This is a genomic window from Demequina phytophila, assembly GCF_000971135.1.
GTDB classification, from domain to species: domain Bacteria; phylum Actinomycetota; class Actinomycetes; order Actinomycetales; family Demequinaceae; genus Demequina; species Demequina phytophila.
This window is the reverse complement of record NZ_BBLW01000003.1, coordinates 106,320-128,635: the sequence shown is the minus strand read 5'-3', so window position 1 is coordinate 128,635 and position 22,316 is coordinate 106,320. Positions and strand designations below refer to the sequence as shown.

Annotated in this window: 20 protein-coding genes and 1 pseudogene; 12 read left to right on the top strand and 9 right to left on the bottom strand. The window is 70.2% G+C overall.

From position 1 onward, the window contains the following. Window positions 1-48: 48 nt before the first annotated feature. Both AOM01_RS05650 and AOM01_RS05645 read left to right on the top strand, forming a co-directional pair. Complete coding sequence (locus AOM01_RS05650) at window positions 49-1,824, top strand: glycoside hydrolase family 35 protein (RefSeq protein ID WP_062290281.1); 1,776 nt, start codon at window positions 49-51, stop codon at window positions 1,822-1,824. A gap of 71 nt (window positions 1,825-1,895) precedes the next feature. Continuing rightward, window positions 1,896-2,483 carry a redoxin family protein gene (locus AOM01_RS05645; protein WP_062290278.1) on the top strand — a complete coding sequence of 196 codons (588 nt, stop codon included), beginning with the start codon at window positions 1,896-1,898 and terminating at the stop codon, window positions 2,481-2,483. On the opposite strand, the gene AOM01_RS05640 is transcribed toward AOM01_RS05645, so the two are convergent. Then, entirely contained in the window at window positions 2,476-3,375 is a 900-nt protein-coding gene (locus AOM01_RS05640) for a cytochrome c biogenesis CcdA family protein (protein ID WP_062290275.1), read from the bottom strand. The two genes, AOM01_RS05645 and AOM01_RS05640, sit on opposite strands and share 8 nt — an antisense overlap. A gap of 112 nt (window positions 3,376-3,487) precedes the next feature. On the opposite strand from AOM01_RS05640, the gene AOM01_RS05635 reads away from it, so the two are divergent. Then, window positions 3,488-4,108, top strand: coding sequence for a dihydrofolate reductase family protein (locus AOM01_RS05635; RefSeq protein WP_062290272.1), 621 nt, complete (start codon window positions 3,488-3,490; stop codon window positions 4,106-4,108). Window positions 4,109-4,120: 12 nt separating this feature from the next. Here the strand turns inward: AOM01_RS05635 and AOM01_RS05630 are convergent, their stop codons facing one another. From AOM01_RS05630 to AOM01_RS05620, 3 genes are all read right to left on the bottom strand, one after another. Continuing rightward, window positions 4,121-4,684, bottom strand: a complete 564-nt coding sequence (locus AOM01_RS05630; protein WP_062290269.1) for a dienelactone hydrolase family protein — start codon at window positions 4,682-4,684, stop codon at window positions 4,121-4,123. Between the two features lie 71 nt (window positions 4,685-4,755). Continuing rightward, window positions 4,756-6,279: an alpha-N-arabinofuranosidase gene (locus tag AOM01_RS05625; protein WP_062290266.1), complete on the bottom strand. Its 1,524-nt coding sequence runs from the start codon at window positions 6,277-6,279 to the stop codon at window positions 4,756-4,758. Between the two features lie 42 nt (window positions 6,280-6,321). After that, a complete protein-coding gene (locus AOM01_RS05620) occupies window positions 6,322-7,587 on the bottom strand; it encodes an MFS transporter (RefSeq protein ID WP_082110024.1) in 1,266 nt (421 codons plus the stop codon). A 130-nt stretch (window positions 7,588-7,717) separates the two neighbouring features. On the opposite strand from AOM01_RS05620, the gene AOM01_RS05615 reads away from it, so the two are divergent. Beyond that, window positions 7,718-8,362, top strand: a complete 645-nt coding sequence (locus AOM01_RS05615; protein WP_156155854.1) for a TetR/AcrR family transcriptional regulator — start codon at window positions 7,718-7,720, stop codon at window positions 8,360-8,362. Window positions 8,363-8,409: 47 nt separating this feature from the next. On the opposite strand, the gene AOM01_RS05610 is transcribed toward AOM01_RS05615, so the two are convergent. Next, window positions 8,410-9,636: an MFS transporter gene (locus AOM01_RS05610; protein WP_062290263.1), complete on the bottom strand. Its 1,227-nt coding sequence runs from the start codon at window positions 9,634-9,636 to the stop codon at window positions 8,410-8,412. Window positions 9,637-9,738: 102 nt separating this feature from the next. Between AOM01_RS05610 and AOM01_RS05605 the strand changes: the two genes are divergently transcribed. Both AOM01_RS05605 and AOM01_RS05600 read left to right on the top strand, forming a co-directional pair. Next, window positions 9,739-10,335, top strand: coding sequence for a sugar O-acetyltransferase (locus tag AOM01_RS05605; protein ID WP_156155853.1), 597 nt, complete (start codon window positions 9,739-9,741; stop codon window positions 10,333-10,335). Continuing rightward, window positions 10,325-10,936, top strand: coding sequence for a TetR/AcrR family transcriptional regulator (locus tag AOM01_RS05600; protein ID WP_062290953.1), 612 nt, complete (start codon window positions 10,325-10,327; stop codon window positions 10,934-10,936). The genes AOM01_RS05605 and AOM01_RS05600 overlap by 11 nt, the downstream gene beginning before the upstream one ends. A 173-nt stretch (window positions 10,937-11,109) precedes the next feature. On the opposite strand, the gene AOM01_RS05595 is transcribed toward AOM01_RS05600, so the two are convergent. Next, window positions 11,110-12,909: a glycoside hydrolase family 3 protein gene (locus tag AOM01_RS05595; RefSeq protein WP_062290257.1), complete on the bottom strand. Its 1,800-nt coding sequence runs from the start codon at window positions 12,907-12,909 to the stop codon at window positions 11,110-11,112. Continuing rightward, a complete protein-coding gene (locus tag AOM01_RS05590) occupies window positions 12,909-14,210 on the bottom strand; it encodes an MFS transporter (protein ID WP_062290254.1) in 1,302 nt (433 codons plus the stop codon). Before AOM01_RS05590 ends, AOM01_RS05595 begins: the two co-directional genes overlap by 1 nt. 252 nt (window positions 14,211-14,462) lie before the next feature. Between AOM01_RS05590 and AOM01_RS14815 the strand changes: the two are divergent. Continuing rightward, window positions 14,463-14,612: pseudogene (locus tag AOM01_RS14815) on the top strand (TetR/AcrR family transcriptional regulator); the annotation flags it as partial. Between the two features lie 213 nt (window positions 14,613-14,825). Then, window positions 14,826-15,731, top strand: coding sequence for a TetR/AcrR family transcriptional regulator (locus AOM01_RS05585; RefSeq protein ID WP_156155852.1), 906 nt, complete (start codon window positions 14,826-14,828; stop codon window positions 15,729-15,731). An 85-nt stretch (window positions 15,732-15,816) separates the two neighbouring features. Here the strand turns inward: AOM01_RS05585 and AOM01_RS05580 are convergent, their stop codons facing one another. Continuing rightward, on the bottom strand, window positions 15,817-16,491 hold the full coding sequence (locus AOM01_RS05580) for a TetR/AcrR family transcriptional regulator (protein WP_062290248.1): 675 nt from the start codon (window positions 16,489-16,491) through the stop codon (window positions 15,817-15,819). Between the two features lie 209 nt (window positions 16,492-16,700). Here AOM01_RS05580 and AOM01_RS05575 point away from each other — a divergent pair, with 209 nt between their 5' ends. From AOM01_RS05575 to AOM01_RS05560, 4 genes are all read left to right on the top strand, one after another. Next, on the top strand, window positions 16,701-17,600 hold the full coding sequence (locus tag AOM01_RS05575; RefSeq protein ID WP_062290245.1) for an NADP-dependent oxidoreductase: 900 nt from the start codon (window positions 16,701-16,703) through the stop codon (window positions 17,598-17,600). Window positions 17,601-17,758: 158 nt separating this feature from the next. Further along, a complete protein-coding gene (locus tag AOM01_RS05570; RefSeq protein ID WP_062290241.1) occupies window positions 17,759-20,239 on the top strand; it encodes an MMPL family transporter in 2,481 nt (826 codons plus the stop codon). Between the two features lie 280 nt (window positions 20,240-20,519). Next, the gene (locus AOM01_RS05565; protein ID WP_062290240.1) at window positions 20,520-21,014 is read left to right on the top strand and encodes a flavin reductase family protein; all 495 of its coding nucleotides are present in this window, start codon (window positions 20,520-20,522) and stop codon (window positions 21,012-21,014) included. Next, window positions 21,011-21,748, top strand: coding sequence for a nuclear transport factor 2 family protein (locus AOM01_RS05560; protein ID WP_156155851.1), 738 nt, complete (start codon window positions 21,011-21,013; stop codon window positions 21,746-21,748). Before AOM01_RS05565 ends, AOM01_RS05560 begins: the two co-directional genes overlap by 4 nt. A 78-nt stretch (window positions 21,749-21,826) precedes the next feature. Here the strand turns inward: AOM01_RS05560 and AOM01_RS05555 are convergent, their stop codons facing one another. After that, window positions 21,827-22,135 (bottom strand): hypothetical protein, encoded by a 309-nt coding sequence (locus AOM01_RS05555; protein WP_062290233.1) that lies wholly within the window; start codon window positions 22,133-22,135, stop codon window positions 21,827-21,829. Window positions 22,136-22,316: the final 181 nt, after the last annotated feature.

Below are 22,316 nucleotides of genomic sequence, written 5' to 3'. Positions count from 1 at the left end.
GCGGCGCGTCGCGGGACGGCCATGCCGTCGACGGAGAGGAACACCGACATGACCGCCTTCGCGATCGGCGACCACGAATTCCTGCTGGACGGCCGTCCGCACCGGATCCTGTCCGGCGCGCTGCACTACTTCCGGGTGCACCCGGACCTGTGGAGCGACCGCATCCGCAAGGCGCGCCTCATGGGCCTCAACACCATCGAGACGTACGTGCCGTGGAACCAGCACGAGCCCGCTCCGGGCGAGTGGCGGTTCGACGGCGGGCTGGACCTCGAGCGGTTCCTGCGCGAGGTGCAGGCCGAGGGGATGCACGCGATCGTGCGGCCGGGGCCGTACATCTGCGCGGAGTGGGACGGCGGCGGCCTGCCGGGCTGGCTGTTCGACATCGACGGCGTGCGGATCCGCTCGACCGAGCCCGGCTACACCGCTGCCGTGGGCCGCTTCCTCGACCAGGTCCTCGCCCGCGTGGTCCCGCTGCAGGCCGACCGCGGCGGCCCCGTGGTGCTCATGCAGGTCGAGAACGAGTACGGCGCGTACGACGTGGTCGACCCCGCCGAGCGCGCCGAGCACCTGCGCTGGCTCACCGCCCGCTTCCGCGCCGCCGGCGTGACCGTCCCGCTGCTCACCGTCGACCAGCCGGCCGACGGGATGCTCGAGCGCGGCAACATCCCCGAGCTGCACGCCACCGGGTCCTTCGGCGGCCAGGTCGAGTCGCGCCTGGCGACGCTGCGCGCGCACCAGCCCACGGGACCTCTCATGTGCTCGGAGTTCTGGTGCGGGTGGTTCGACCACTGGGGCGCCCATCACCACACCACCTCGGCGGCCGCGTCGGCGGAGGCGCTCGACGCGCTGCTGGCTGCCGGGGCGTCCGTGAACGTGTACATGTTCCACGGCGGCACCAACTTCGGGCTCACGAACGGCGCCAACGACAAGGGCGTCTATCAGCCCACCGTCACCTCGTACGACTACGACTCGCCATTGGACGAGCTCGGCCGCCCCACCGAGAAGTTCTGGGCGTTCCGCGAGGTGATCACACGGTACGCGGAGGTGCCCGACGCATCGTCCCTGGTGGAGGCCGGTGCGGGCGTGGTGGTGCCGGACGATGCGCCGCTCGCCTACGCGGGTTCGTTGCGCGAGTTCGCGGACGAGCGGGGCGGCTGGGTCGCCTCCGAGACCGCGCCCACGTTCGAGGCGCTCGGGATCTACCGGGGGCTCCTCGTGCAACGGGCCCGCCTGAACGGCGGGCCCGCGCCCGCCGTGCTGCACGTGGGCGAGGTCCGTGACCGCGTGCACGTGCTGCTCGACGGCGCGCCCGTCGGGGTGCTCGCGCGTGACGCGCACGACGAGGCGCTGGTGCTGCCTCGCGGCGACGGCGAGCTCACGCTCGTGGTCGAGGACCAGGGCCGGGTGAACTACGGTCCGCGGATCGGGGAGCCGAAGGGCGTGATGGGGCCGGTGACGCTGGACGGCGCGCCGGTGACGGGCTGGAGGTCGACCGCCGTCGACCTCCACGGTCTCGAGGCGTGGGTCGACGGGCGCGGCCCCGTCGCGCTCGAGGCCGGTGCCGCGATCTACCGCGCGACCGTCGCCGTGACCTCTCCCGGCGATCTGGTGATCGACTGCGGCGGGCTCGGCAAGGGCCTCGTCTGGGTCAACGGGCTGTGCCTGGGACGGTACTGGCGTCGCGGCCCGCAGCGCTCGCTCGTGGTGCCGGCGCCGCTGGTCGCGGACGGGGTCGCGCGCGTCACCGTGCTCGAGCTGGACACCGCCGTGGAGCCTGTGCTGCGCTTCGCGCCCGACCTGCTGCTGGGGCACACCGAGTTCTGAGCGCGCGCGACCCATCCGCCGCGCGCCGGGCTCCGAACGCCTCGCGCGGACGGCTGAGGAAGGATGGGCGCATGCGAGGAGCGACGGTGCTGGCGATCGCGGGCGGGTTGACCCTGGTGGGGTGCTCATCCGGCCAGGGGGACGATGCGGTGGTCCCGGCTGCCGCATCGTCCCCTGCAGCCGTGGTCGAGACCGCGAGGGCGACACCCGTGCCGACAGGGACGGCAGCCACGGCGGAGCCCGCCGTCGGGCCCGCGTTCGACTTCACCGCGGCCACCGTCGACGGCGGCACCTTCGAGGGCGCGAGCATCGACAACACGGACGTCATCCTGTGGTTCTGGGCGCCGTGGTGCCCCACCTGCGTGGCGGAGGCGCCCGTGATCCTCGACGCGGCGCAGCGGCTCCCGGACGGCGTCGAGATCGTGGGCGTGGCGGGCCTCTCGGGTGACCAGGAGTACATGCGGGAGTTCGTCGAGCTGACGGGAACGCAGTCGCTCACGCATGTGGCGGACCTCGACGGCGCCATCTGGAAGGGCTTCGACATCTCCACTCAGGCGACCATCGTGGTGATAGACGACTCGGGCGATTCGTACACGCTCGGCGCCGGGATCACCGCGGATGAGCTGGTGGGCTACGCCGACAAGATCGCCGCTACCTGACGTCGCTCGCGGCACGCTCCGCGCGGCGAGCGGCGAGCACCACCCAGGCGGAGGCGACCGCGGCCACCGCGACGAGCGTCACCAGCACGGGCGTTCCCCACGACTGGATCGCGAGCGAGATGCTCGACTGCCAGCGCGCGGTGGTGAGCAGCACCGCGTCCAGCGCGTGGATGCCGAACCGCGGCAGGATCTCCGCGAGCCCGAACACCGTGACGTAGAGGCCTGCGAGCACCATGAGGACTCCTCCGGCGCGCATGAGCAGGGGAGTGCGCCGTCGCACCGCCGCGGCGAGGCCGTTCCCCGCGAGGGCCGCGGCGAGCGACACGATCACCACCGACGCGCCCATCCCGATCGCGTACGCGAGGAACGGGGCGACGGTCGCGACGGCTCCGCTTGCGGCCAGGGCCTGGGTGACCACCACGAGGAACAGCCCGATGGTGCAGCTGAGCGACGCCACCGCGAACGTCGCACCGTACGCGAGCTGCGACGCGAACGTCCTCCCCGGCGCGTGCGACGCTCGGCCGAGCGCGCCCAGTCCCGGCCCCCGCAGCTCGCCATGGCGGATCATCACCGCGCCCAGCGCGATGACCAGCGCCCCCAGGACCGCCGTCACGTAGGACACCGCCGGCAGCACCGTCGCCTGCAGGCTCAGGCTCACTCCCCCGAACAGCAGGCCCAAGGCGGTGAACACGGCCACGAAGCCCGCGGTCATCGCGGCCGCGAATCCCAGCGCCCGCCTCAGCGCGACCGCCCGCGGGACCGCGGCATCGTCCCTCCCGGCGGTGCCCGTCACGATCACGGTGACGTACGCGGGCAGGAGCGCGAAGCCGCACGGGTTGAACGCGGCGACCGCGCCCAGCAGCAGGGCGTACGCGGCGTCGGCGATGTCCATGGGCGACCTCCTTGGCCCGGCGTTCGGAGCCTAGCGGCCTCCGGATGGGCGGCGGCGGGCGACGTGCCTATGCTCGACCGTGGGGGTGCTCACTCGAGCCGAAGGAGCCGTCATGGGCCGCATCAGCATCGACCTGTTCACCACGCTCGACGGTGTCTGCCAGGCGCCGGGCGGGCCGGAGGAGGACACCTCGGGATGGTTCCCTTTCGGCGGGTGGCAGGCGCCGCTGATGGACGCGATGGTCGGGGACAGCGTGATGGCCGGCATCGCGTCGATGGACGCGCTGCTGCTCGGGCGGCGCACCTATGACATCTTCGCGGCGTACTGGCCGCATCACGAGACGGGCCCCGAGGGTGCGATCGGCAGCAAGTTCGCGGAGGTGCCCAAGTACGTCGCGAGCCGGTCCGAGCGGGATCTCGCGTGGCGCGGGTCCTCGCGCGTGGGGGCCGATCTTGTGCCTGAGGTGCGCGCGCTGCGCGAGCGCCACGCGGACGTGCACGTCATCGGGAGCGTGGACCTTGTGCAGTCGCTGCTCGCGGAGGGTCTCTTCGACGTGCTGACCCTGTGGGTCTACCCGGTGGTGCTGGGTCAGGGGAAGAAGGTGTTCCCCGACGGTGCCACCCCCGCCGGGCTACGGCTGCTCGAGCCCGCCGTCACCGGGGAGAGCGGCGCGGTTCAGTTGCGCTACGGACCCACGGGCCACCCGCCCGAGACGGGGGACATGGCGGCCTGAGCGTGCCGCCCGCTAGAGCTCGCCGAGCAGCGCGAGCACCCGGTCGAGCGCCATCGCGGCGGAATCCGCGTCGTGGTCCGGATGCCCTGGCTCGGCGAACAGGTGGCCGCGGCCCTCGTAGACGAACAGCTCGCCGTCCGGCACGGCCGCGACGTACTCCTCCTCGGCCTCGACCTCGCGCCAGGGGTCGCCTGCATTCACGTGGGCCTGGGACGGTACCCCGGCGGGCCACTCGGCGTCCCACCACGAGGGCGCGATGGCGCCGTAGAGGAAGAACGCGCCTCGCGCGCCGGGCCTCTCAAGCACGGACTCGGCGGCGCGGGCCGCGCCCATCGACATCCCGCCGTAGACCGCATGGGTGGGCAGGTCCGCGATCGCCTCCGCCGCGCGGCGCGCCATGGTGCCCGGCGGGTGGGACTGGGCGAAGGCGACGCCGTCCGCGACGTCGTCGAAGCGGTGGCCCTCGAACAGATCTGGCGTGTGCACGGTGTGTCCGGCGTCGCGCAGCGCGGAGGCGAAGGCGAGCACCCCGTCGGTGAGACCGCCGGCGTGATGGAACAGGATGACCTCGACCATCACGCCACCCTAGGCTCCGGTGCCGACAACTGCAGGGGTGCGCCGCGCATCGTCCCCCCGTGCGTGCCCGGCTACGGCTGCCCGATGCGCAGCACCGTGATCGATCCCGCGGGGAGGTGAACGGTGTGCGAGGGGGAGGCCTCGCCCGAGAGCGCCTCGGCGACTCGCCGCACCGCGTCGGGAGCGGCGGCCGTGTTGTGCGCCGTGGGCGAGTCCGCTGCCAGCGTCTGACGGCGGTCGAGACGCATCGGGGAAGGGAACTCGAGAACCACGTCCGCCGCCGTGGTCATCGACGGGTTGGTGAGGTTCACCAGCATCGTCCCGTCCTCCGCGACGGAGGCGAACACGTGGGCGCCGCTCGCGGCGTCCACGGGCTCGACCGCGAGAGCGGTCGCCCCGCGGTGCGCCTTGTACATCATGAACACGTCGAAGTTCGGGGTGCGGATGGTCGCGTCGCCGTCGGTGAGGATCACCGAGTTGAGGACGTTCACGGTCTGCGCATTGCAGGCGATGCTGATCTTGTCGGCATGACGCTGCAGGATGTCGAGCGTGAGCGCGGTGGTGATGGCGTCGCGCATCGTCACCTGTTGGGAGAGCGCGGGGCGCGCGAAGAACGCGTCGCGGTGCCAGTTGCCCCACTCGCCGACGACCAGGTCGATGCTCTCGAGGCGGGGCTCCAGGGTCGACTCGGGCTGGGGCACTCCCGCGAGCCCCTCCTGGATGAGGTCCCACTGCTCGACGATCACGTCCTCGAGCTCGAGGCAGCCTGCGATGACGCGGTCCCAGCCGGCCTCGTCGAAGTCGGTCGGGGTGTCGGCCTCGTGGTCGATGTTCCAGTTGTAGAAGTGCAGGTCGTAGCCGTGGATGGGCGGCTGGCGGTACTCGTTGAGCGCACGGAAGAAGTCCCGGGTCCACGCGACGCGCTCGCGAGGCTTGTTGCCGTCGGGGCCGCTCGCGATCGCGTAGGTCTGCGGGGTCTCGAAGACCGATCCCGTGAAGCGCGGCATCGCCGAGGCGAAGGCGCGGTACGCCGCGACGTAGCCCGGTGCCGTCATGGTCCCGCCGCCGCCCCAGGGCTCGTTGCCGATGCCCCACAGCTGGACGCCGTACGGCGCCGGGTGGCCGTGGGCCGCGCGCAGATCCGCGAGCTCCGTGCCGGAGGAGCGGTTGCAGTACTCCATCCAGTCGCGTGCCTCCGCGACGGTGCCCGTCATCATGTTGACGTTGATCCACGGCTGCGCGCCGATCGCCTCGCACAGGCGCAGGTACTCGTCGGTCCCGAAAGCGTGGTCGTCGAGCTCGTAGGTGCCGAAGTTCTCGTTGAACGTGGTGGGACGCTGGTCGCGGGGGCCGATGCCGTCGCGCCAGTGATACGTGTCGGCGTAGCAGCCGCCGGGCCAGCGGAGCACGGGCGGCTCGAGCTCGTTGAGGGCGTCGAGGACGCCCTGGCGGATGCCGTCCGTGTGGGGGATGTCGGAGCCGGGGCCCACCCAGATCCCGCCGTCGATGCACTCGCCGAGGTACTCGATGAACTGCCCGTGCAGCGCCGGGCGGATGGTGGCGATGGTCTTGGTGGGGTCGATCGTGACGGCCATGACGGGTCCTTGCGAGGTTGTCGGTGAGCGCGGGTCGGGCCGTCAGCGGACGGAGCGGATCCGCATGATGAAGACGCAGGCGGCGACCACGAGCCCGATCGCGATCGGGAACACCGCGCTGTAGCCGCCGATGGCCGTCACGATGATCGAGGTCGCGATGGGTCCGACCATCTGGCCGAGGGTGGTGGCCATGTTGAGGATGCCGAGGTCCTTGCCCGCCTCCTCCGCGTTGGGCAGGACGTCGACGTTGAGCGCCTGGTCGACCGAGCCGTACATCCCGTATCCGAATCCGCCGATCGCAGCGAACAGGATCATGCCCCACGCGTTGTGCATGATCCACGGCAGCGCGTAGCCGATCGCGAGCAGGATGCTGGCGGCCACGACGGGGACCTTGCGGCGGCCGATCTTGTCGGAGATGGGTCCCGCGGTCAGCGCCGAGACGGCCGAGACCACGAGCAGGACCAGCGACATGGTGGAGATGGTCGCGGCGGAGTCCTCGGTGGACAGGCCGATGTAGTCCTGCAGGATGTACAGCTGGTAGTTGAGGATCATGTAGTAGCTGAAGATCAGCAGCGAGCGGCCGATGAACGCGTTCCAGAAGTCGGGCGCGTTGCGGGGCGGCCGGAAGGACGTGAGGATCGAGCGCAGGTCCGAACTCGCCTTGGGGAGGTCCTTCGAGGAGGGCTCCTTGGGCCACAGGATCACGGTCGCGATGCCGGCCACCGCCATCACCACGCCGGACAGGATGAAGCCGGGCATCTGCATCGTGATGAACTGCGCGCCGATCAGGGTGCCGAGGGCGTTTCCGGCGAGCGTGCCCGCCGCGAAGAACGCGGACATGGTGCCGCGCGACGTCTCGGGGACGCGGTCCGACAGTGCCGCGATCGCGGGGGCGATCATCATGTTGAGGCCGATCATCGCGAGGCAGTACGCGACGCCGATGGCCCACGCGCTCGGCAGGATCCCGATGGCGAAGAGGCTGACGCCGCCCAGCAGGCCACCGGTCGCGATCCACGGGGTGCGACGGCCGAAGATGGACCGGGTGCGGTCGGACAGGTTGCCGACCACCAGGTTGGACACGAGCGACACGAGCGCGGTCGCGGAGTTGAGGATGCCCGCGATCGCGACCTTGTCGTCCGGGGCGATCTCGGTGAGGCGCTGCGGGAGGAGCACCGCGGCGATGATCGACAGGGCGAGCATCCAGCACAGCGAGAAGACGAAGAACGCGCTGGAGTAGCGGATCGACTGGATGCGGCTGATCCGCACCGGACCGTGGGCCTGCGCCGGAGCGGCGACCTGCTGAGACACGAAGGATCTCCTTTGACCTGTGGCATGCGCGGCGTCGCGCTACCTCTTACTTGAGAGATATACGGTAACCCATAGACAGGTGTCAAATTCTTTCGCGAGCCGCGACGTGCGCGCGTGCCACAATGTGCGCGTGACCTCGACGACGCCGATCCACACGCGCACGCGCATGTCCGTCGACGCGCGGCGACGGCAGATCGCCGAGAAGGGCGCGGAGCTGGTCGCCCGCTACGGGTCGTACGGCGTGTCGATGCAGACGGTCGCCGACGCGGTCGGGCTCACCCTCCCCGGCCTCAACCACCACGTGCGCAGCAGGGACGACCTGCTCGCCCTGATCATCGAGACCTACTACGACGACTTCGCGGACGACGCCTCGATCGCGGCGCGCCTGCGCGCCGCAGGAGCCCCCGATGCGGAGGGGCGCCTCAGCCTGCCCGCCTTCCTGGCGACCACCATCGCCGAGAACGTCGCGCGGCCCGAGCTCGTCACGCTGTTCGTGCGGCTCGCCGTGGAGGCGCACGACCCTTCGCATCCCGCCCACGCGTATTACGCGCGCCGCCACCAGCGGCTGCTCGAGGCGATGAGGACGGTGCAGTGGCGGTTGCCCCCTCGCTTCGAGGATCCCGCGGCGTTCGACGACCTGCTGCGCACCGCCTTCTGCGAGATGGACGGCGTCGAGCTGCAGTCGCTCACCGACCCGGACGAGTCCATGGCGGACCTGTGGGGGCGCGCCGCGCGCACCCTGTTCGGTGGGCCCGAATGGGACGGGTTGCGCTGACGGGACGATGCGGGGGTCGGGTCACCCTGCGAGCGTGGAGGTTCGCGTCAGGCGGGTGACGTGGCGTCGGCCTCGACAGCGGCGCTCCCGGCCGCGATGCGGCGGTTGAGGCGCTCGGACATGACCAGGCCCAACGCCACGAGGCCGGCGAGGAAGAGCGGGAAGGTCCACATGCCGACCCACGACGACAGGGCGCCGAACACCGGAGGCGCCAGGGTCGAGCCGGTGTACGCGGCCGCCATCTGGATGCCGATGATCGCCTGCGAGTTGCGGCGTCCGAAGTTCACCGGCGTGGAGTGGATGATCGCCGGATAGATGGGGGCGCTGCCGAGCCCGGCGAGAACCAGGCCTGCCAGGGCGAACACGTCCGTGGGGAGCGGCAGCGCGATCAGCGCGACGCCCACCGCGACGGTGATGAAGCCGCCGCGGATGAGCAGGCGGTCGCCGATCCGGTCGGCGACGAATCCGGCCAGGAACCGTCCCCCGGTGATGCCCAGGAGGAAGAGCGAGGCGAACGCGGCGGCGGTCGCGGCGTCCACGCCGCGATCGGTGACCAGATAGGTGGACGCCCACAGGATCGCGGTGGACTCGACTGCGCAGTAGGCAAAGAAGGCGCCGAGGATCAGCGGCACCCCGGGGATGCGCAATGCCGTGCCCAGGGGGACGTGCTTGCGCGGGGTCGCGTCGTCGGTGGCGGCTGTGGGCTCGCTGTCGCGGCGGGTGGGATTGACGCGCGTCCAGAGGGTGACGCTGAGGAGCAGCAGGATCGTGAGGGTGGCCTGAATGATGCCGACGGTGCGGTAGGCGCCGGACCAGCCAAGATTCGCGCCGAGGGCGTAGCTCATGATGAACGGGCTGATCGAGGCGCCGACTCCCCAGCAGCTGTGGAGCCAGTTCATGTGCTTCGCCGCGTAGTGCAATGCCACGTAGTTGTTGAGTGCTGCGTCGACCGCGCCCGCGCCGAGGCCGTACGGGATCGCCCACAGGCAGAGCATCCAGAACTCGCCCGACACCGAGAATCCGAACATGGCCGCCGCGGTCATGCCGACGCTGATCGCGGTGATGAGGCCAACCCCGAACCGGTGCGTGAGCCTCTCGGACAGCAGGCTCGACACGATGGTGCCGGCCGCGATGATCATCGTCAGGATGCCCGCGAAGCCCACGGGTACGCCCAGATCGCCGTGCATGACGGGCCAGCCCGCCCCGATCAGCGAGTCGGGCAGGCCGAGGCTGACGAAGGCGACGTAGATGATCGAGAGCAGGAGTGCGTACATGGTGTGAGTGTGACTTCCGGGAGGGCGTGAGGCGAGGCGTAGCGGCCACCACCGTACCGGCAAATGAGTACGTTTGTACACATTAAATGCTACGGTGGTGCGATGGCGGACTACTTCGCGGGCGACCCCCGTACGAATCGAGAGCGCATGCTCGACGGAGATCTCTACATCGCCGACGACCCTGAGAACGCTCGGCTCCACCAGCGCGGCGTCCAGCTTGCCGATGCCTACCACCGGGCGTCCGTCGCCGGTGATCCCGGCGCGCGCGAGGTGTTGGGCGACCTTCTCGGCACCCTCGGTGAGGACGCGCACGTCAACGCGCCGCTGTTCGTCGACTACGGGGAGAACATCCACATCGGCGCGCGGACCTTCATCAACTACAACCTCTGCGCGCTCGATGTCGCCGCGATCACCATCGGCGAGGACTGCCAGATCGGTCCGAACGTCCAGCTGCTCACCCCCACGCACCCCATCGACCCCCAGCCGCGACGCGACAAGCTCGAGGCCGCGAAGCCCATCACCATCGGCGACAATGTGTGGCTTGGCGGTGGTGTGATCGTCTGCCCCGGCGTCACCATCGGGGACAACAGCGTCATCGGTGCGGGGTCGGTGGTCACCAAGGACATTCCCGCGAACGTCATCGCGGTCGGCAACCCCGCGCGCGTCGTTCGCACGATCGGCGATGCCGATGGCGCATGAGGCGGCGCCGCCCGGCACGCGCTTGGGGCGGCGGAACGATCCGGACCGGCGTGACCGCATCATCGACGCGTGCCTCGGCGTGATCGCCGAGGTCGGCGTCGCGGGGACGACCCATCGCAAGGTCGCCGAGGCGGCTGGCGTGCCACTCGGCTCGATGACCTACTACTTCGCCGGCATGGACGATCTCCTGCGCGAGGCGTTCACCCGTTTCGCCATGGGTGTCAGCCAGCAGTTCGCAGGGCGCATGGCGACGGCCACCGACCTGGCCTCGGCCCGGGCGGCGGTCGTCGCGATCGTCATCGAGGACGTGTTCGGCAGCGCTCGCGACCTGGTGCTCACCCACGAGCTCTACACCCTTGCTGCTCGTCGCCCCGAGTACCGGACCATCACCTCCGCTTGGATGGCACGCAGTCGCGCGGCGCTCGAGCGGCACTTCGATCCCGAGACTGCGCGGCAGCTCGACGCGCTCATCGAGGGCCTCACCATCCATCGCGCGCTGGATGCGGAACCTCGTGACCCGGCCGAGGTGGTGCGCGCGGTCGAGCGGATCGCGGTCTCGGCTCCGTCGAGAGCCCACAGCGTGCGTGGCGCCGAGGCCTAGGGTCAGGTTCGACGCAGACCGGACCCTCGACGGAAGCGTTGCGATGTCGGGAAAGCGCCGCCGTGCAGGCATGCGTGTCCGTGCGCGCCGCTGGTGGTCGCGCGGCCGGTGATTTTCGCCTGGGCGGAGGAGACTCCCTTGCCCTCCGCCCAGGCGTTCATCGCGACTGCCGATCAGGCCCGCGCGAGCACGAGCCCGTGACCGCACCGGAACAGCGGATCGGCGGTATCGAACGGCACGTCGGGACGCGACTGCGCAACAGCGTCCATGGAGCGGGGCAGGTCGAACGGGAGGCGTCCCGCTGTCGCGCACGCGCCCGTCAGCACATCGAGCAGCGCGTGCGCGCTCGCGCCCCAGTTGACGGTGAGCGCCGCCGCGACCTCCGCGATCGGCTCGAGGATCGCCGGACGATCGACGAAGACGTCGACGACAGTCGGGACGGTCGCTGCGATGGACCGGACGTGCGAGATCACGTCCTCGGGGAACTCGAGCGAACCGGCGTGGAAGAAGCTCTCGAACACGGTCGAACGCGCCTCATACGGTGCCTGCAGGCGGATGATCGAGAGCTCGGCGTGCTCTGGCCGCTCCACCACCTCGCCGTAGAGCGCCGCAGTCTCGGGCGCGATCCCCTCGACGTAGATTCGAAGGCCGCGGGGAAGCGGGAGCGCAGGTGCGCCGCCGTCGGCAGGTCGCCCGTTGGTCAGGACGGTGATGGATGCGCGCTGCGCGGCCTCACCTGCCGCGCGGAACTCGGCGCTGCCGACGATCTCGTCGGCGACGTCCTCGTCGACGTATGGGTTCTCGAAGAGTCCGAGCTCGAACTTCTCGCGCAGGATCCTCCTGGCGGACTCGTCGAGTCGGGTCTCAGTGACCGCGCCCGAAGACACCAGGTCGATCAGCAGCTCGGGGCAGGCCTCGCCGCCGAACTGGTCGGCGCCTGCATCCAGGACCTTCGCGATGCGCTCGGATGGCGTGAGGTGCTCGACTCCCCAGGCTCGCGCCGGGTGGGGATCGCCGAAGACCACCGCGTCACTGATGATTCCCCAGTCGGTGCAGACGAGCCCGTCGAATCCGTAGCGCTCGCGCAGGAGCCCGGTGATGACCGACTTGTTGAAGCCGAAGCCCACCTCTTCGTACTCGGTGCCGACGGGCATGCCGTAGTACGGCATCACCTGCCGTGTTCCGGCCTCGAAGGCTGCCTCGAACGGCTTGAGGTGCAGCTCGAACTGCCCGCCGGGGTAGACCTGCTCGCGACCGTACGCGAAGTGCGGGTCCTCGCCGTCCTTCTGAGGACCCCCGCCGGGGAAGTGCTTCGTCATCGTCGCGACCGAGCCCGGCCCGAACGTCGTGCCCTGGAAGCCCTTGATGTACGCGGCGCCGAGGCGCGATGCGAGCTCGACGTCCTCGCCGAATGTCGCCACCTGGCGTGCCCAGCGGGGCTCGGTGGCGAGATCGACCTGGGGGTGGAGGGCGACGCGGAGGCCCACCGCGGTGTACTCCTGGCGTGCGATCGCGGCGAACTGCTCGACCGTGTCCTCGTCGCCGATGGCCGCGAGGCCGAGCGCCTCCGGCCACTGGGAGAACGGTCCTGCTGCGATCGCGGCGCCCGGGTTGTCGCTGAACGAATGCCGCGGATCGCTCGAGAGCGTCACCGGAATGCCCAGGCGCGTCGATGCCGCCAACCGCTGGAGCGCGTTGTGCCACGCTGCCATGTCTCGGCCGGTCGGCGCCGCCCCGAGGACGTTGAAGTGCGACATGTGCCGCTCGACGACGAGCTGACGCCCGGTCGGCAGGGGCATCATCGGGTTGACCTCGTCGAGGTCGCCGACCGGAAGCATGGTGTGGAAGAGCAGCCCGGCCTTCTCCTCGAGCATCATCGCGTCGAGCAGGAGGTCGACACGCGCATCCACGCTCAGCGTGCCGTCGAGCCAGGGCCGGTCGGCTTGCTCGGGTGAGATCTCGTTGTTGGTCATCATGCGACTCCCTTGATTCGGTAGACGAGCACCGCGCCGGCGAGCGCGATCAGCGCGCCGAAGAGGTACCAGGTGGTGTAGCCGCCGAGCGCGGTGGTCGCGCCGAAGGCGATGATCGCGGGTGCGATCGCGGGCGCGATCGACTGAGGCAGTGCGTTGGCCATGTTGAGCACGCCCAGATCCTTGGCCGTGTCCTGGGGGTTGGGGAGCACTTGGGTGGCGAGGGCGAGGTCGACCGAGAAGAACGAGCCCGCGCCGAAGCCGATGATCGCCTGCGCGGCGATGAGCACGCCGACGGTGGGCGCGAACGCGAGGATGACCAGGCCCACGACCATGATGATGCCGGCCGCGGTGACGAAGATGCGCCGCTTGCCCGTACGGTCGCTGAGCAGGCCGCCCAGAGGGCTCGAGACGACCATGGCCGCCATACCCGCGAGGTTCGCCATCAGGATGGTCGAGATCGCGGCCTGCTCGTCGAGGCCGAACCGGTCCACGAGGTAGAACGGCAGGAAGGTCGCCACCCCCGCATACCCGAACATGATGAGGAACTTGGTCAGCCAGGTCCATCCGAAGTCAGGGTGCTTGACGGGGTTGAAGACGAAGGAGCCGAAGAACTGGCCCACCGTGAAACGCTGCGTGGGGCGCTCGGTCAGGCGACGATCCTTCAAGACCAGGGCGAACAGCACGGCAAGGATGGTCCCGACCAGGGCGGGGACGACGAACCGCACCAGGTCGTCCGCGATGAAGTTGGTGAGGGAGGTTCCCGCGAGGACCGCAAGCGGTGTCATGATGCCGACGATTCCAGAGACCTTGCCGCGCGACTCGGCCGGGACCTGGTCGGGCAGCGTCGCGTTAGCCGCGGCGAGCACGGCGTTCATCGACGCTTGGAGCAGGCACCATGCGACGAGCACGACCCACACGGAGGTTGCCGCGCCGATCAGCGCGGACGCGCCGAGCCCGACGATCGCGCCGCCGAGGATCCAGGGCCGCCGCATGCCCCACCGCGAGGTGGTGCGGTCCGAGAGCCGACCCGCGAGCGGATTGGCGACCAAGGCGAAGAGCGCGCCGACACCCAGCACGAGACCGAGGTTGGCCGTCGCTTCCTCGGTGGTGGACGAGATGTGCTGCATCTTGAAGGCCATGGTGACCATCACGGGTGTGAGCAGCACCAGCATCATCGCGAACGTCACGGAGGCGAGCCCGGGCGCGTAGCCCCGAGCGGCACGAGGCGGCGTCGAGTGCGGGATCGCAACCGCGGCATCGTCGCCGACGACCGGGGCGGTGGGTGACAACTCTGTCATCGAACTTCCTTTCGCGGGAGGCGGCCACGGTGCCGCCTCGTGGATCGCGAGCCACGTTGCCCGCGATGCGACCAATACCGACCGCATGAAAACTATAAACAGACCACCTGATAACCGCAAGGTGAGGTGTGCCGGCGTCGATCTACCGCTGCCGATGCCTGCTGAGCGGGCCGGGTACAGTGTCAACACGGGCCGATCGATAACATCGAGAGCCCGGCGCGAGAGCCGCGCCCATCGGGTGCGGGCAAGGGGGTGGACGTGCAGGCGGTGGGCGTAGGCCGACGACCGCGTTCCGCGAGGGGTGCGGCGACACGCGCCCGCATCGTCGCTGCGGCGTCGCGCCTCTACTCCGAGCGCGGTGATCGTGCGGTCTCGCTTCGCGACGTCGCGGCAGCGGCGGATCTGAGCCAACCGGGTCTTCTGCGGCACTTCCCTTCGAAGGACCAGCTTCTCGAGGCGGTGCTCGCGCACCATCTCGAGGCCGCGGGTGCGGGGGCCGTAGGCGAGGGCGGGGGCGAATCGTGGGTCGACGACCCGGCGGCGACCGCGCGCGACTCGCTCCTCGTGGCGATCGCGGGCGAGGCGACATCGGTGGGCCATCCGCTCCATGAACAGATGCGCGATCGCTACGCCGCCGACGTCGCAGATCTACGGGACCGGCTCATCGCCTCGGCACAGGCCGGGGGCTTCGGCGCGGGGAGGGATCCGGGCGCGGCCGCGCGGGAGCTCATCGCGGCGCGCGACGGGCTCCGGATCATGCGTGCGTACCTGGGCGAGGACGTCGACATCCCGGCAGCGTTGCGCACGCGCCGCGAGACGATGCGCGCCGCGTACGGTGCCCACGGCGCGGGATTCCCGCCGCGGCAACCTCGTCGCTCGCCGGTGTCGTTCGACTTCGCGCCTCCTCGGGACACTGGAGGGCAGGTCCGGGCCGGTTACGCCGTGGGACGCGTGCGGCGCCAGCAGATCCTCGATCGTGCGATCGTCCTCTTCAGCCAGGCCGGATACGACGCCACGTCGTTGCGCGCGCTGGCCGAGAGCGTGGGCATCACGAAGTCCGCGTTGCTCCACCATTTCGCGAGCAAGGAGGAGCTGCTGCGAGCGGTGCTCCTCGAGCGTGATCACCGCAACGTGGTCGACGTGGGGCGGACATCGCACATGAACGCACGCGAGGGCCTCATGTCGATCGCGGAGGGTGCGCGACAGAACTCCGCGCATGCGCGCGGCCTGGTGGAGCTGTACACCGTGCTCGCCTGCGAGGCGATCCCGGACCGGCATGCGGCGCACGACTACTTCGCCGACAGGTATGCGAGGGCGGTCGCGACGCTTGAGTCCGCGTTTCGGGCCGCTGCCGAGGACGGCGACCTCCCATCGGACCGGGACCCCCACCATGAGGCTCTGTGGCTGGTGGCGCTGTGGGACGGGCTCCAGATCCAGTGGCTCTATCAGTCGTCGGTCGATGTGGGCGCGGATCTCGAGGCCCATGTGCGCGATGTGCTCCCGGCTCGAGACGACGCGTAGCCGCGCGAGGTCGCCGAGGGCTTCCACGCCGGGCAGCCGCGAACCGTCGGCATCGCGCACGTCCCGGCCGCCGGATGCCGTGCCGCTATTGCGTCGGTTCCCTGTGTGAGCCGGTCATGCTGCGGTAGAACTCGGGGCCCGTGAGCGCTGGCGTGGTGAGTGCGGTCGGCTGGTCGCGTCGCGCACGTAGTCCGTCGAGGAGGAGCGTGGCATAGCGTCGCCACTGGCCAGGGGCGACGTCACGGCTCCGTTCCGATGCGGCGCCGAGCATCAGCTGGATCATGGGAAAGTCCACGGGATCGAGATCCTCGCGCAGCTGCCCGGAGCGCTGGGCACGCGCGATCAAGGCGTCGACCCGAGGGGTCAGCAGCTCCTGCGCGGTTTCCAGGGCGGCTCCGGTGCCATGCCCGCCGAGGAGCAGGATCTCGCGTAGTCCGCGATCCTCCGCGAGCACCCCGGTGGCCTCGAGGAAGAATCGCTCGAAAGCGGTCCAGGCGTCGTCCTCGGCGAGCGCGTCCTCGGCGATCCGGGCGACGTGCCGCACGCCCTCGTCCAGCACCGCCTCGACGAGCTCCTCTCGGTTCGCGAATCGACGATAGACCGTGCCGACCCCGACGCCTGCCTGGCGGGCGACGTCGTCAAGGGCGACGTCGAGCCCACGAGTCGCGAATACTTCGCGCGCCGCGACCAGCAGACGCTGACGGTTGCGCTCGGCGTCGGCGCGAAGACGGCGGTTCTGCGGCGAGGCCGAAGTGCTCATCGGCCCATCGTAGGGCGCGAAGCGGATGCGTTCACTCCGCTTTGGTGCTAAGGTCCCAGATTAAACGGAGATATGTCCTCCGTTTATGTGGATGGGTGCCGGCTATGGGGACGTCACGACGAGCCGGTGCTGCGCGCATCACCGCCGTCGTCCGCGTGGTACCGAGCGACCCGTGTCCACGGACCACGTCACGAATCGGGAGGAGCGACATGAAGGCGCTGCGCATCCATGCGTACGGAGGTCCGGAGGTGCTTCGGATCGACCAGATCCCCCGACCGCGACCCGCGGCCGGGGAAGCCCTCGTCAGGGTTGCGGCGACGTCGTTCAATCCGGCGGACATCTCCCTGCGTTCCGGCGCCTTCGCGACGATGCTGCCCTTGGACCTCCCGCACACGATGGGGATGGATCTGGCGGGAACGATCGTCGGCGACGCCGGACCCGACTTCGCGCACGGAGACCCCGTGGTGGCGTTCGTCCCGCCGAACTTGGCGGGCGCCGCTGCGGACTACGTCGCCGTGCCTGTCGCGCTTCTTGCGCACGCGCCGACGACGGTCCCGCTCATCGAGGCAGCCGCGCTGCCCTCCGCCGGCACCACGGCGTGGCAGGCCCTGTTCGAGCACGGCCGCCTCGCCGGTCGGCAGCGAGTGCTGGTGAACGGTGCCGGCAGCGTGGTCGGAGGCCTGGCCGTTCAGCTCGCATTCGCCGCCGGCGCGATGGTCGACGGTTTTGCGGGCCCGATGAGCGTGGACCGAGTGCGCGGCTACGGCGCCGTGCAGGTCTTCGACTACACGGCCATGACGGTGGGCCAGGCAGAACCGGCCGCGTACGACCTCGTCGTCAATCTCGCTCCCACGCCTGCCACCGAGCTTGCCCCCCTCGTGCGCACCTCGGGCCGCCTGGTGACGGCAACGACCGACATCGAGGCGCGCGACGAGCGGATCGCCGCGGTACGGATGGCCGCGCATCCTTCTCGCGAGGTTCTCCGGAAGCTGGTGGCGGCGGTCGATGCCGGTCGCCTCCGGCTGCACGTCGCGGGCGCCCGGCCGCTCGCCGATGCGCGCGATGTGCACGTGGCCCGTGAACCGGGGAAGACGCTCCTGCTCCCATGACCCGCGCGTGCCCGGCCGCGCATGTCGTGTGGTCCAGTGCATTCCCGCTTGTCGGCCCGCGTGCGCGACCTTGCCCGTGGCGCCGCACGCCGGCATCCGCGCACACCCCTCGAACCTCTTGTGACCCCGTTCCCCGACGTCTGTGAAAGGACAACCCCGTGGCATCACTGCTCTACCGGCTCGGCATCTCGTCGGCCAGACATCCTTGGCGCGTGATCGGCGCCTGGCTCGCGGCGCTCGCCCTCGCGGTCGGCGCATTCCTGCTCTACGGCGGCACGCTGTCGACGGCGATCACCATCCCCGGCACCCCGACCGAGAAGGTCGGCGAGCAGATCGCCGAGGGCTTCCCCGACGCCGGCGCCGGCGCCAGCACCGTCCTCTTCCAGACCGTCGACGGTGAGCCGTTCACCGCAGCTCAGCAGGCCGAGGTCGGTGCGACGCTCGCGGCGCTGTCGGAGGTCGACGGCGTCACCGGCACCGTGGATCCGTTCGCGACCGCGAGCGAGCTCGACGCGCAGCGGGAGCAGGTCGCCCGCGGCCGCGAGGAGATCGCGGCCGCACGCGCCGACATCGAGTCGGGGCTCGCGCAGATCGAGAGCCAGCGACAGGCGCTCGCAGACGCGGGCACGCTCGAGCAGGCGGTCGACACCCTCGACGCGCAGCAGGACGAGCTGGAGAGCGCGCTCGACCAGCTCGACGCCCAGGACACGTCGCTCGGGAACGCGGTCGCGCTCATGGCGCTGGCGGACGGCGCGGAGCAGATCTCTGAGGACGGCGCCACCGCGATGGCGGCGGTCCAGTTCAGCGAGGCCGCGACCACGATCTCCGAGGAGCTCAAGGAAGCGGTCAAGGACAGCCTTGCCGAGCACCCGATCGACGGTGTCGAGGTGATCCCCGCCGGCGAGATCTCCGGTGAGATGCCCAGCATCGTGGGTCCCGGTGAGATCGGCGGTCTGCTGGTGGCGGCGGTCGTCCTGGTCGTCATGCTGGGCACCATCACGGCGGCGGGCCTCCCGCTCATCGTCGCCCTGCTCGGCGTCGCCGTCGGGCTCATGGTCTCGCTCAGCCTCTCGAGCGTTCTCGACATGATGACGCTGACGCCCATCCTCGGCCTGATGCTCGGCGTCGCGGTGGGCATCGACTATGCGTTGTTCATCATCAACCGGCACCGCAAGCAGCTTCGCGGGGGCATGAAGGTCGATGAGTCGATCGGACTGGCCAACGGCACATCGGGCAATGCCGTGCTCTTCGCCGGAGCCACCGTGGTGACCGCACTGCTGGCGCTCAACCTCGTCGGCATCTCGTTCCTCGGTGCGATGGGCACGGTAGGGGCGATCTGTGTGGCAGTCGCCATCGCCATGGCGGTGACGCTCACGCCGGCCCTCATGGGCCTCGCGGGCGCTCGCCTCACGCCCAAGTCCAAGGCGACCCGAACGGCACGCTCTGCTGACCGCGCTGGCCGAGGCGGCCGAGGGGCGGCCGCGAAGGTGATGAGCACGCGCCGTGCGGTGCTGACCATCGTCGGTGCCGTCGCCACGCTCGTCGTGATCGCGATCCCTGCGCTCGACATGCGCATGGGTCTCAATACGAGCGCCGGTGAGCCCGCCGGGTCCGACGGCTACCGCGCCTACACGATCACCCGCGACGAGTTCGGACCGGGGTTCAACAGTCCGCTCGTCACGGTCGCGGACATGGGCGATGTGGTCGCGGACGATGCGCTGCTCGCCGAGCAGGTGCGCGTCGGCACCGCGCTCAAGGAGCTGGCCAACGTCCGCGCGGTGGTGCCGATGGGTGCCTCCGAGGACGGCACGCTGCTCGCGTTCCAGCTGATCCCGACGGAAGGCCCCACCGCGGTCTCGACCGAGGCCCTGGTGGTCGAGATCCGTGACCTGAAGCTGGCGGGGGTCGACACCTTCGGCGTCGCTGGCAATGCGTCGGGCAACATCGACATCAGCGACAAGGTCGCGTCGGCACTCCCGATCTATCTCGCCGTGGTGGTGGGATTCTCGCTGCTGATCCTGCTCGTGGTCTTCCGGTCGGTGCTCGTTCCCCTCACGGCCACGCTCGGCTTCATCCTCTCCCTCGTCGCGATGTTCGGCGGCCTGACCGCGGTGTTCCAGTGGGGGTGGCTCGCGGACCTCTTCGGCATCAACGAGCCGGGGCCGGTGCTGACGTTCATCCCGATCGTGGCGGTCGGCGTGCTGTTCGGCCTCGCCATGGACTACCAGCTGTTCCTGGTGTCCGGCATGCGCGAGGCGCACGTGCACGGTGCTCCTGCGCGTGAAGCCGTCGCCACGGGCCTGCGAGCGGGTCGGAGCGTCGTGGTTGCGGCGGCCCTCATCATGGTGTCGGTCTTCTCCGGCTTCATCTTCGCGGAGTCGGCCCTGGTGAAGTCCGTGGGGTTCGCGCTCGCGTTCGGGGTGCTGCTCGACGCGTTCGTCGTGCGGCTCCTGCTGATTCCGGCGATCATGCACCTGCTCGGCTCGGCCGCGTGGTGGCTGCCGGCGTGGCTCGACCGCATCCTTCCGGACGTGGACGTCGAGGGTGCGGCGCTCGAGCGTGAGCATGCCCTGCCCGACCCCGAGGCACGTTCCGGCGACGACGACCTCGATGCCGTGGGGGCGGCGTCGCAGCGCTGACGCCATCGATCGAGGCCGCTCCGGGGGTGCGTCGCACGCGCCTCCGGAGCGGCCTCGCGCTCGCAGTCGGCGTGCACCGGATCGGCGCTGGCGGACGCCTTGGCGCCAGGGGCTAGCGGTTGAAAGGTCAACGGGTTACTCTGGCATTGCAGAATCGCGACAACGAGGTCGCACGGACGATGCAAAGGCGTAGCAGATGACTCAAATCGGAGAATCCCGCCCGTCGACGAGGCCGTCGACATCGGCAATCGAACAGGTCGTGCGTGGAGGTGAGCCGGGGGTGAGTCCCGACGCGCTCAAGGCGCTCTTCCGCAACCATCCGTCGGGAGTCGCGGTGATCACCGCGGACTCGGGCACCGGGCCGGTCGCCATGACCGCCTCGTCACTGTTCTCGATCAGCGTCGCGCCGCCCCTGCTCGTCTTCTCCGCGTCGGTGATGTCGTCCAGCACGCCGGCTCTCCTTGCCGCCGAGACCCTGGTGATCCACCTGATCGACGCGGATAGCCACGACATCGCCGTCCTGGGTGCGACGAGCGGCGTCGACCGCTTCGCCGATCCGGACCAGTGGGCGATCCTGCCGACCGGCGAGCCGTATTACACGGCCCCGCGGAGGCGCCTGCGCGGAAGGGTCGTCAAGAAGGAGGACGCGGGCGCGGCGACGCTCTTCGTCGTGCATGTCATCGATTCGTGGCAGGAGGACGAGGACGATGCCTCGCCCCTCGTCTATCACAACCGCGAGTGGCACGTCCTCGGAGACGTGTCGAGGCTCGCGTGAGCAGCCCCATGAACCGGCCGCGCGTGGCGACGCCCGTTCCCCCGTCACCCGGAGGGGCGGCGCCTTTACCCGACGTCGGTGCCCGTCCCCTCGCGGAACTGATCGAGCGCCTGCGCGCGCAGACCTGGATCGACGATCCTACGGCAGGCTGGTGCACCGCGACCGCGTTCGAGGCCGAATCGCCCGTCTGGCCCGCACGTGGGTGGGCATCGATCGAGCTCGTCGCCGTGACGGAATCGGCGGAGCGGGACATCTGGGAGTACACCTTCCACCGCGGCGATGGCGAGCCGGCCGAGGTTCCGGTGGCGTTCGTCTGGGACAAGGCCGACGCGGAACTCCGCGCGCGCGTCTACTTCAACAAGGCGCACTTCGGGCTCAACGATCCCCGCCGCCCGGTGCTCGCTCCCGAGAATTTCGAATGGCCGGATGAGCTCAAGCGTTACTTCACGGCCGTCACGACAGGTGATCGGGAGCTGCTCAAGGCGGTCGTGCATCCGGCCGCCGAGTTCCACTCGCCCATCGGAGTCGTCGGGCGCGACGTGTTCGTCACCGCCCTCTCGGGTGGCGACGGGGGCGTGCCGCTCGAGTTCAACACGGTCACGGGTGCGGGAGGCGCGTACGTGGTCGAGTTCACCAGCTGGCGACGGCCGCCGCACGCCGGGCTGGGCGTCTACTCCTTCCGCGACGGCATGGTCGCGGGCGCACGGGTGTACGAGGGCCCCGTCTACCGGTAGCGGCAAGGAGGGGGTGCTCCGCGTCGCCGCGGGGCACCCCCTCCTCGTCATCTCAGGTCGGCGAACCGACGCACTTTCTCAGTCGACGACGCGCCACCCCGTGGCGCGTGCGGGCGGGAAGATGCCCGCCTTCACCTTCCCCGACACGGCGTCGCCGTCGAAGTCGAGAGAGAGGTTGATCTTCATAGCCATCGGCTTGGTGGTCTGGACGCCGAACTCGACCTTGGAGCCGTCCACCTTGGCCTCGAGGATCTCGGACGACTCGCCGTCGGGCCCCGCGAGCGACCCGGTCGCCGATGTCCCCCTCACCGCGAGGTCCAGCACGGATGTCTGCTTGCCCATCGGTGTCATCGCCTCGATGTGCCAACGTCCGTCGATGTCTGCCATGTCCCGCTCCCCTGCTCGCTCGGTGGCGGAGGGCCGATGCCGTCCGCCCGGGGCACCCGGCTCGGATCGCCCGCCGCGGCCGCATCCGACGGCTCGGGGGTGAGGTCGGTCCGCGCTGACGCCTCGTAGTCCCTGAAAGTAGACATCGAGCGACTGAGATGTCAATACGCTGTATTGACGT

Coding starts and splice junctions, on each gene's coding strand:
- AOM01_RS05650 (WP_062290281.1), top strand. CDS start 49: ATGACCGCCTTCGCGATCGGCGACCACGAATTCCTGCTGGACGGCCGT.
- AOM01_RS05645 (WP_062290278.1), top strand. CDS start 1,896: ATGCGAGGAGCGACGGTGCTGGCGATCGCGGGCGGGTTGACCCTGGTG.
- AOM01_RS05640 (WP_062290275.1), bottom strand. CDS start 3,375: ATGGACATCGCCGACGCCGCGTACGCCCTGCTGCTGGGCGCGGTCGCC.
- AOM01_RS05635 (WP_062290272.1), top strand. CDS start 3,488: ATGGGCCGCATCAGCATCGACCTGTTCACCACGCTCGACGGTGTCTGC.
- AOM01_RS05630 (WP_062290269.1), bottom strand. CDS start 4,684: ATGGTCGAGGTCATCCTGTTCCATCACGCCGGCGGTCTCACCGACGGG.
- AOM01_RS05625 (WP_062290266.1), bottom strand. CDS start 6,279: ATGGCCGTCACGATCGACCCCACCAAGACCATCGCCACCATCCGCCCG.
- AOM01_RS05610 (WP_062290263.1), bottom strand. CDS start 9,636: ATGTACGCACTCCTGCTCTCGATCATCTACGTCGCCTTCGTCAGCCTC.
- AOM01_RS05605 (WP_156155853.1), top strand. CDS start 9,739: ATGGCGGACTACTTCGCGGGCGACCCCCGTACGAATCGAGAGCGCATG.
- AOM01_RS05600 (WP_062290953.1), top strand. CDS start 10,325: ATGGCGCATGAGGCGGCGCCGCCCGGCACGCGCTTGGGGCGGCGGAAC.
- AOM01_RS05595 (WP_062290257.1), bottom strand. CDS start 12,909: ATGACCAACAACGAGATCTCACCCGAGCAAGCCGACCGGCCCTGGCTC.
- AOM01_RS05590 (WP_062290254.1), bottom strand. CDS start 14,210: ATGACAGAGTTGTCACCCACCGCCCCGGTCGTCGGCGACGATGCCGCG.
- AOM01_RS05585 (WP_156155852.1), top strand. CDS start 14,826: ATGCGCGATCGCTACGCCGCCGACGTCGCAGATCTACGGGACCGGCTC.
- AOM01_RS05580 (WP_062290248.1), bottom strand. CDS start 16,491: ATGAGCACTTCGGCCTCGCCGCAGAACCGCCGTCTTCGCGCCGACGCC.
- AOM01_RS05575 (WP_062290245.1), top strand. CDS start 16,701: ATGAAGGCGCTGCGCATCCATGCGTACGGAGGTCCGGAGGTGCTTCGG.
- AOM01_RS05555 (WP_062290233.1), bottom strand. CDS start 22,135: ATGGCAGACATCGACGGACGTTGGCACATCGAGGCGATGACACCGATG.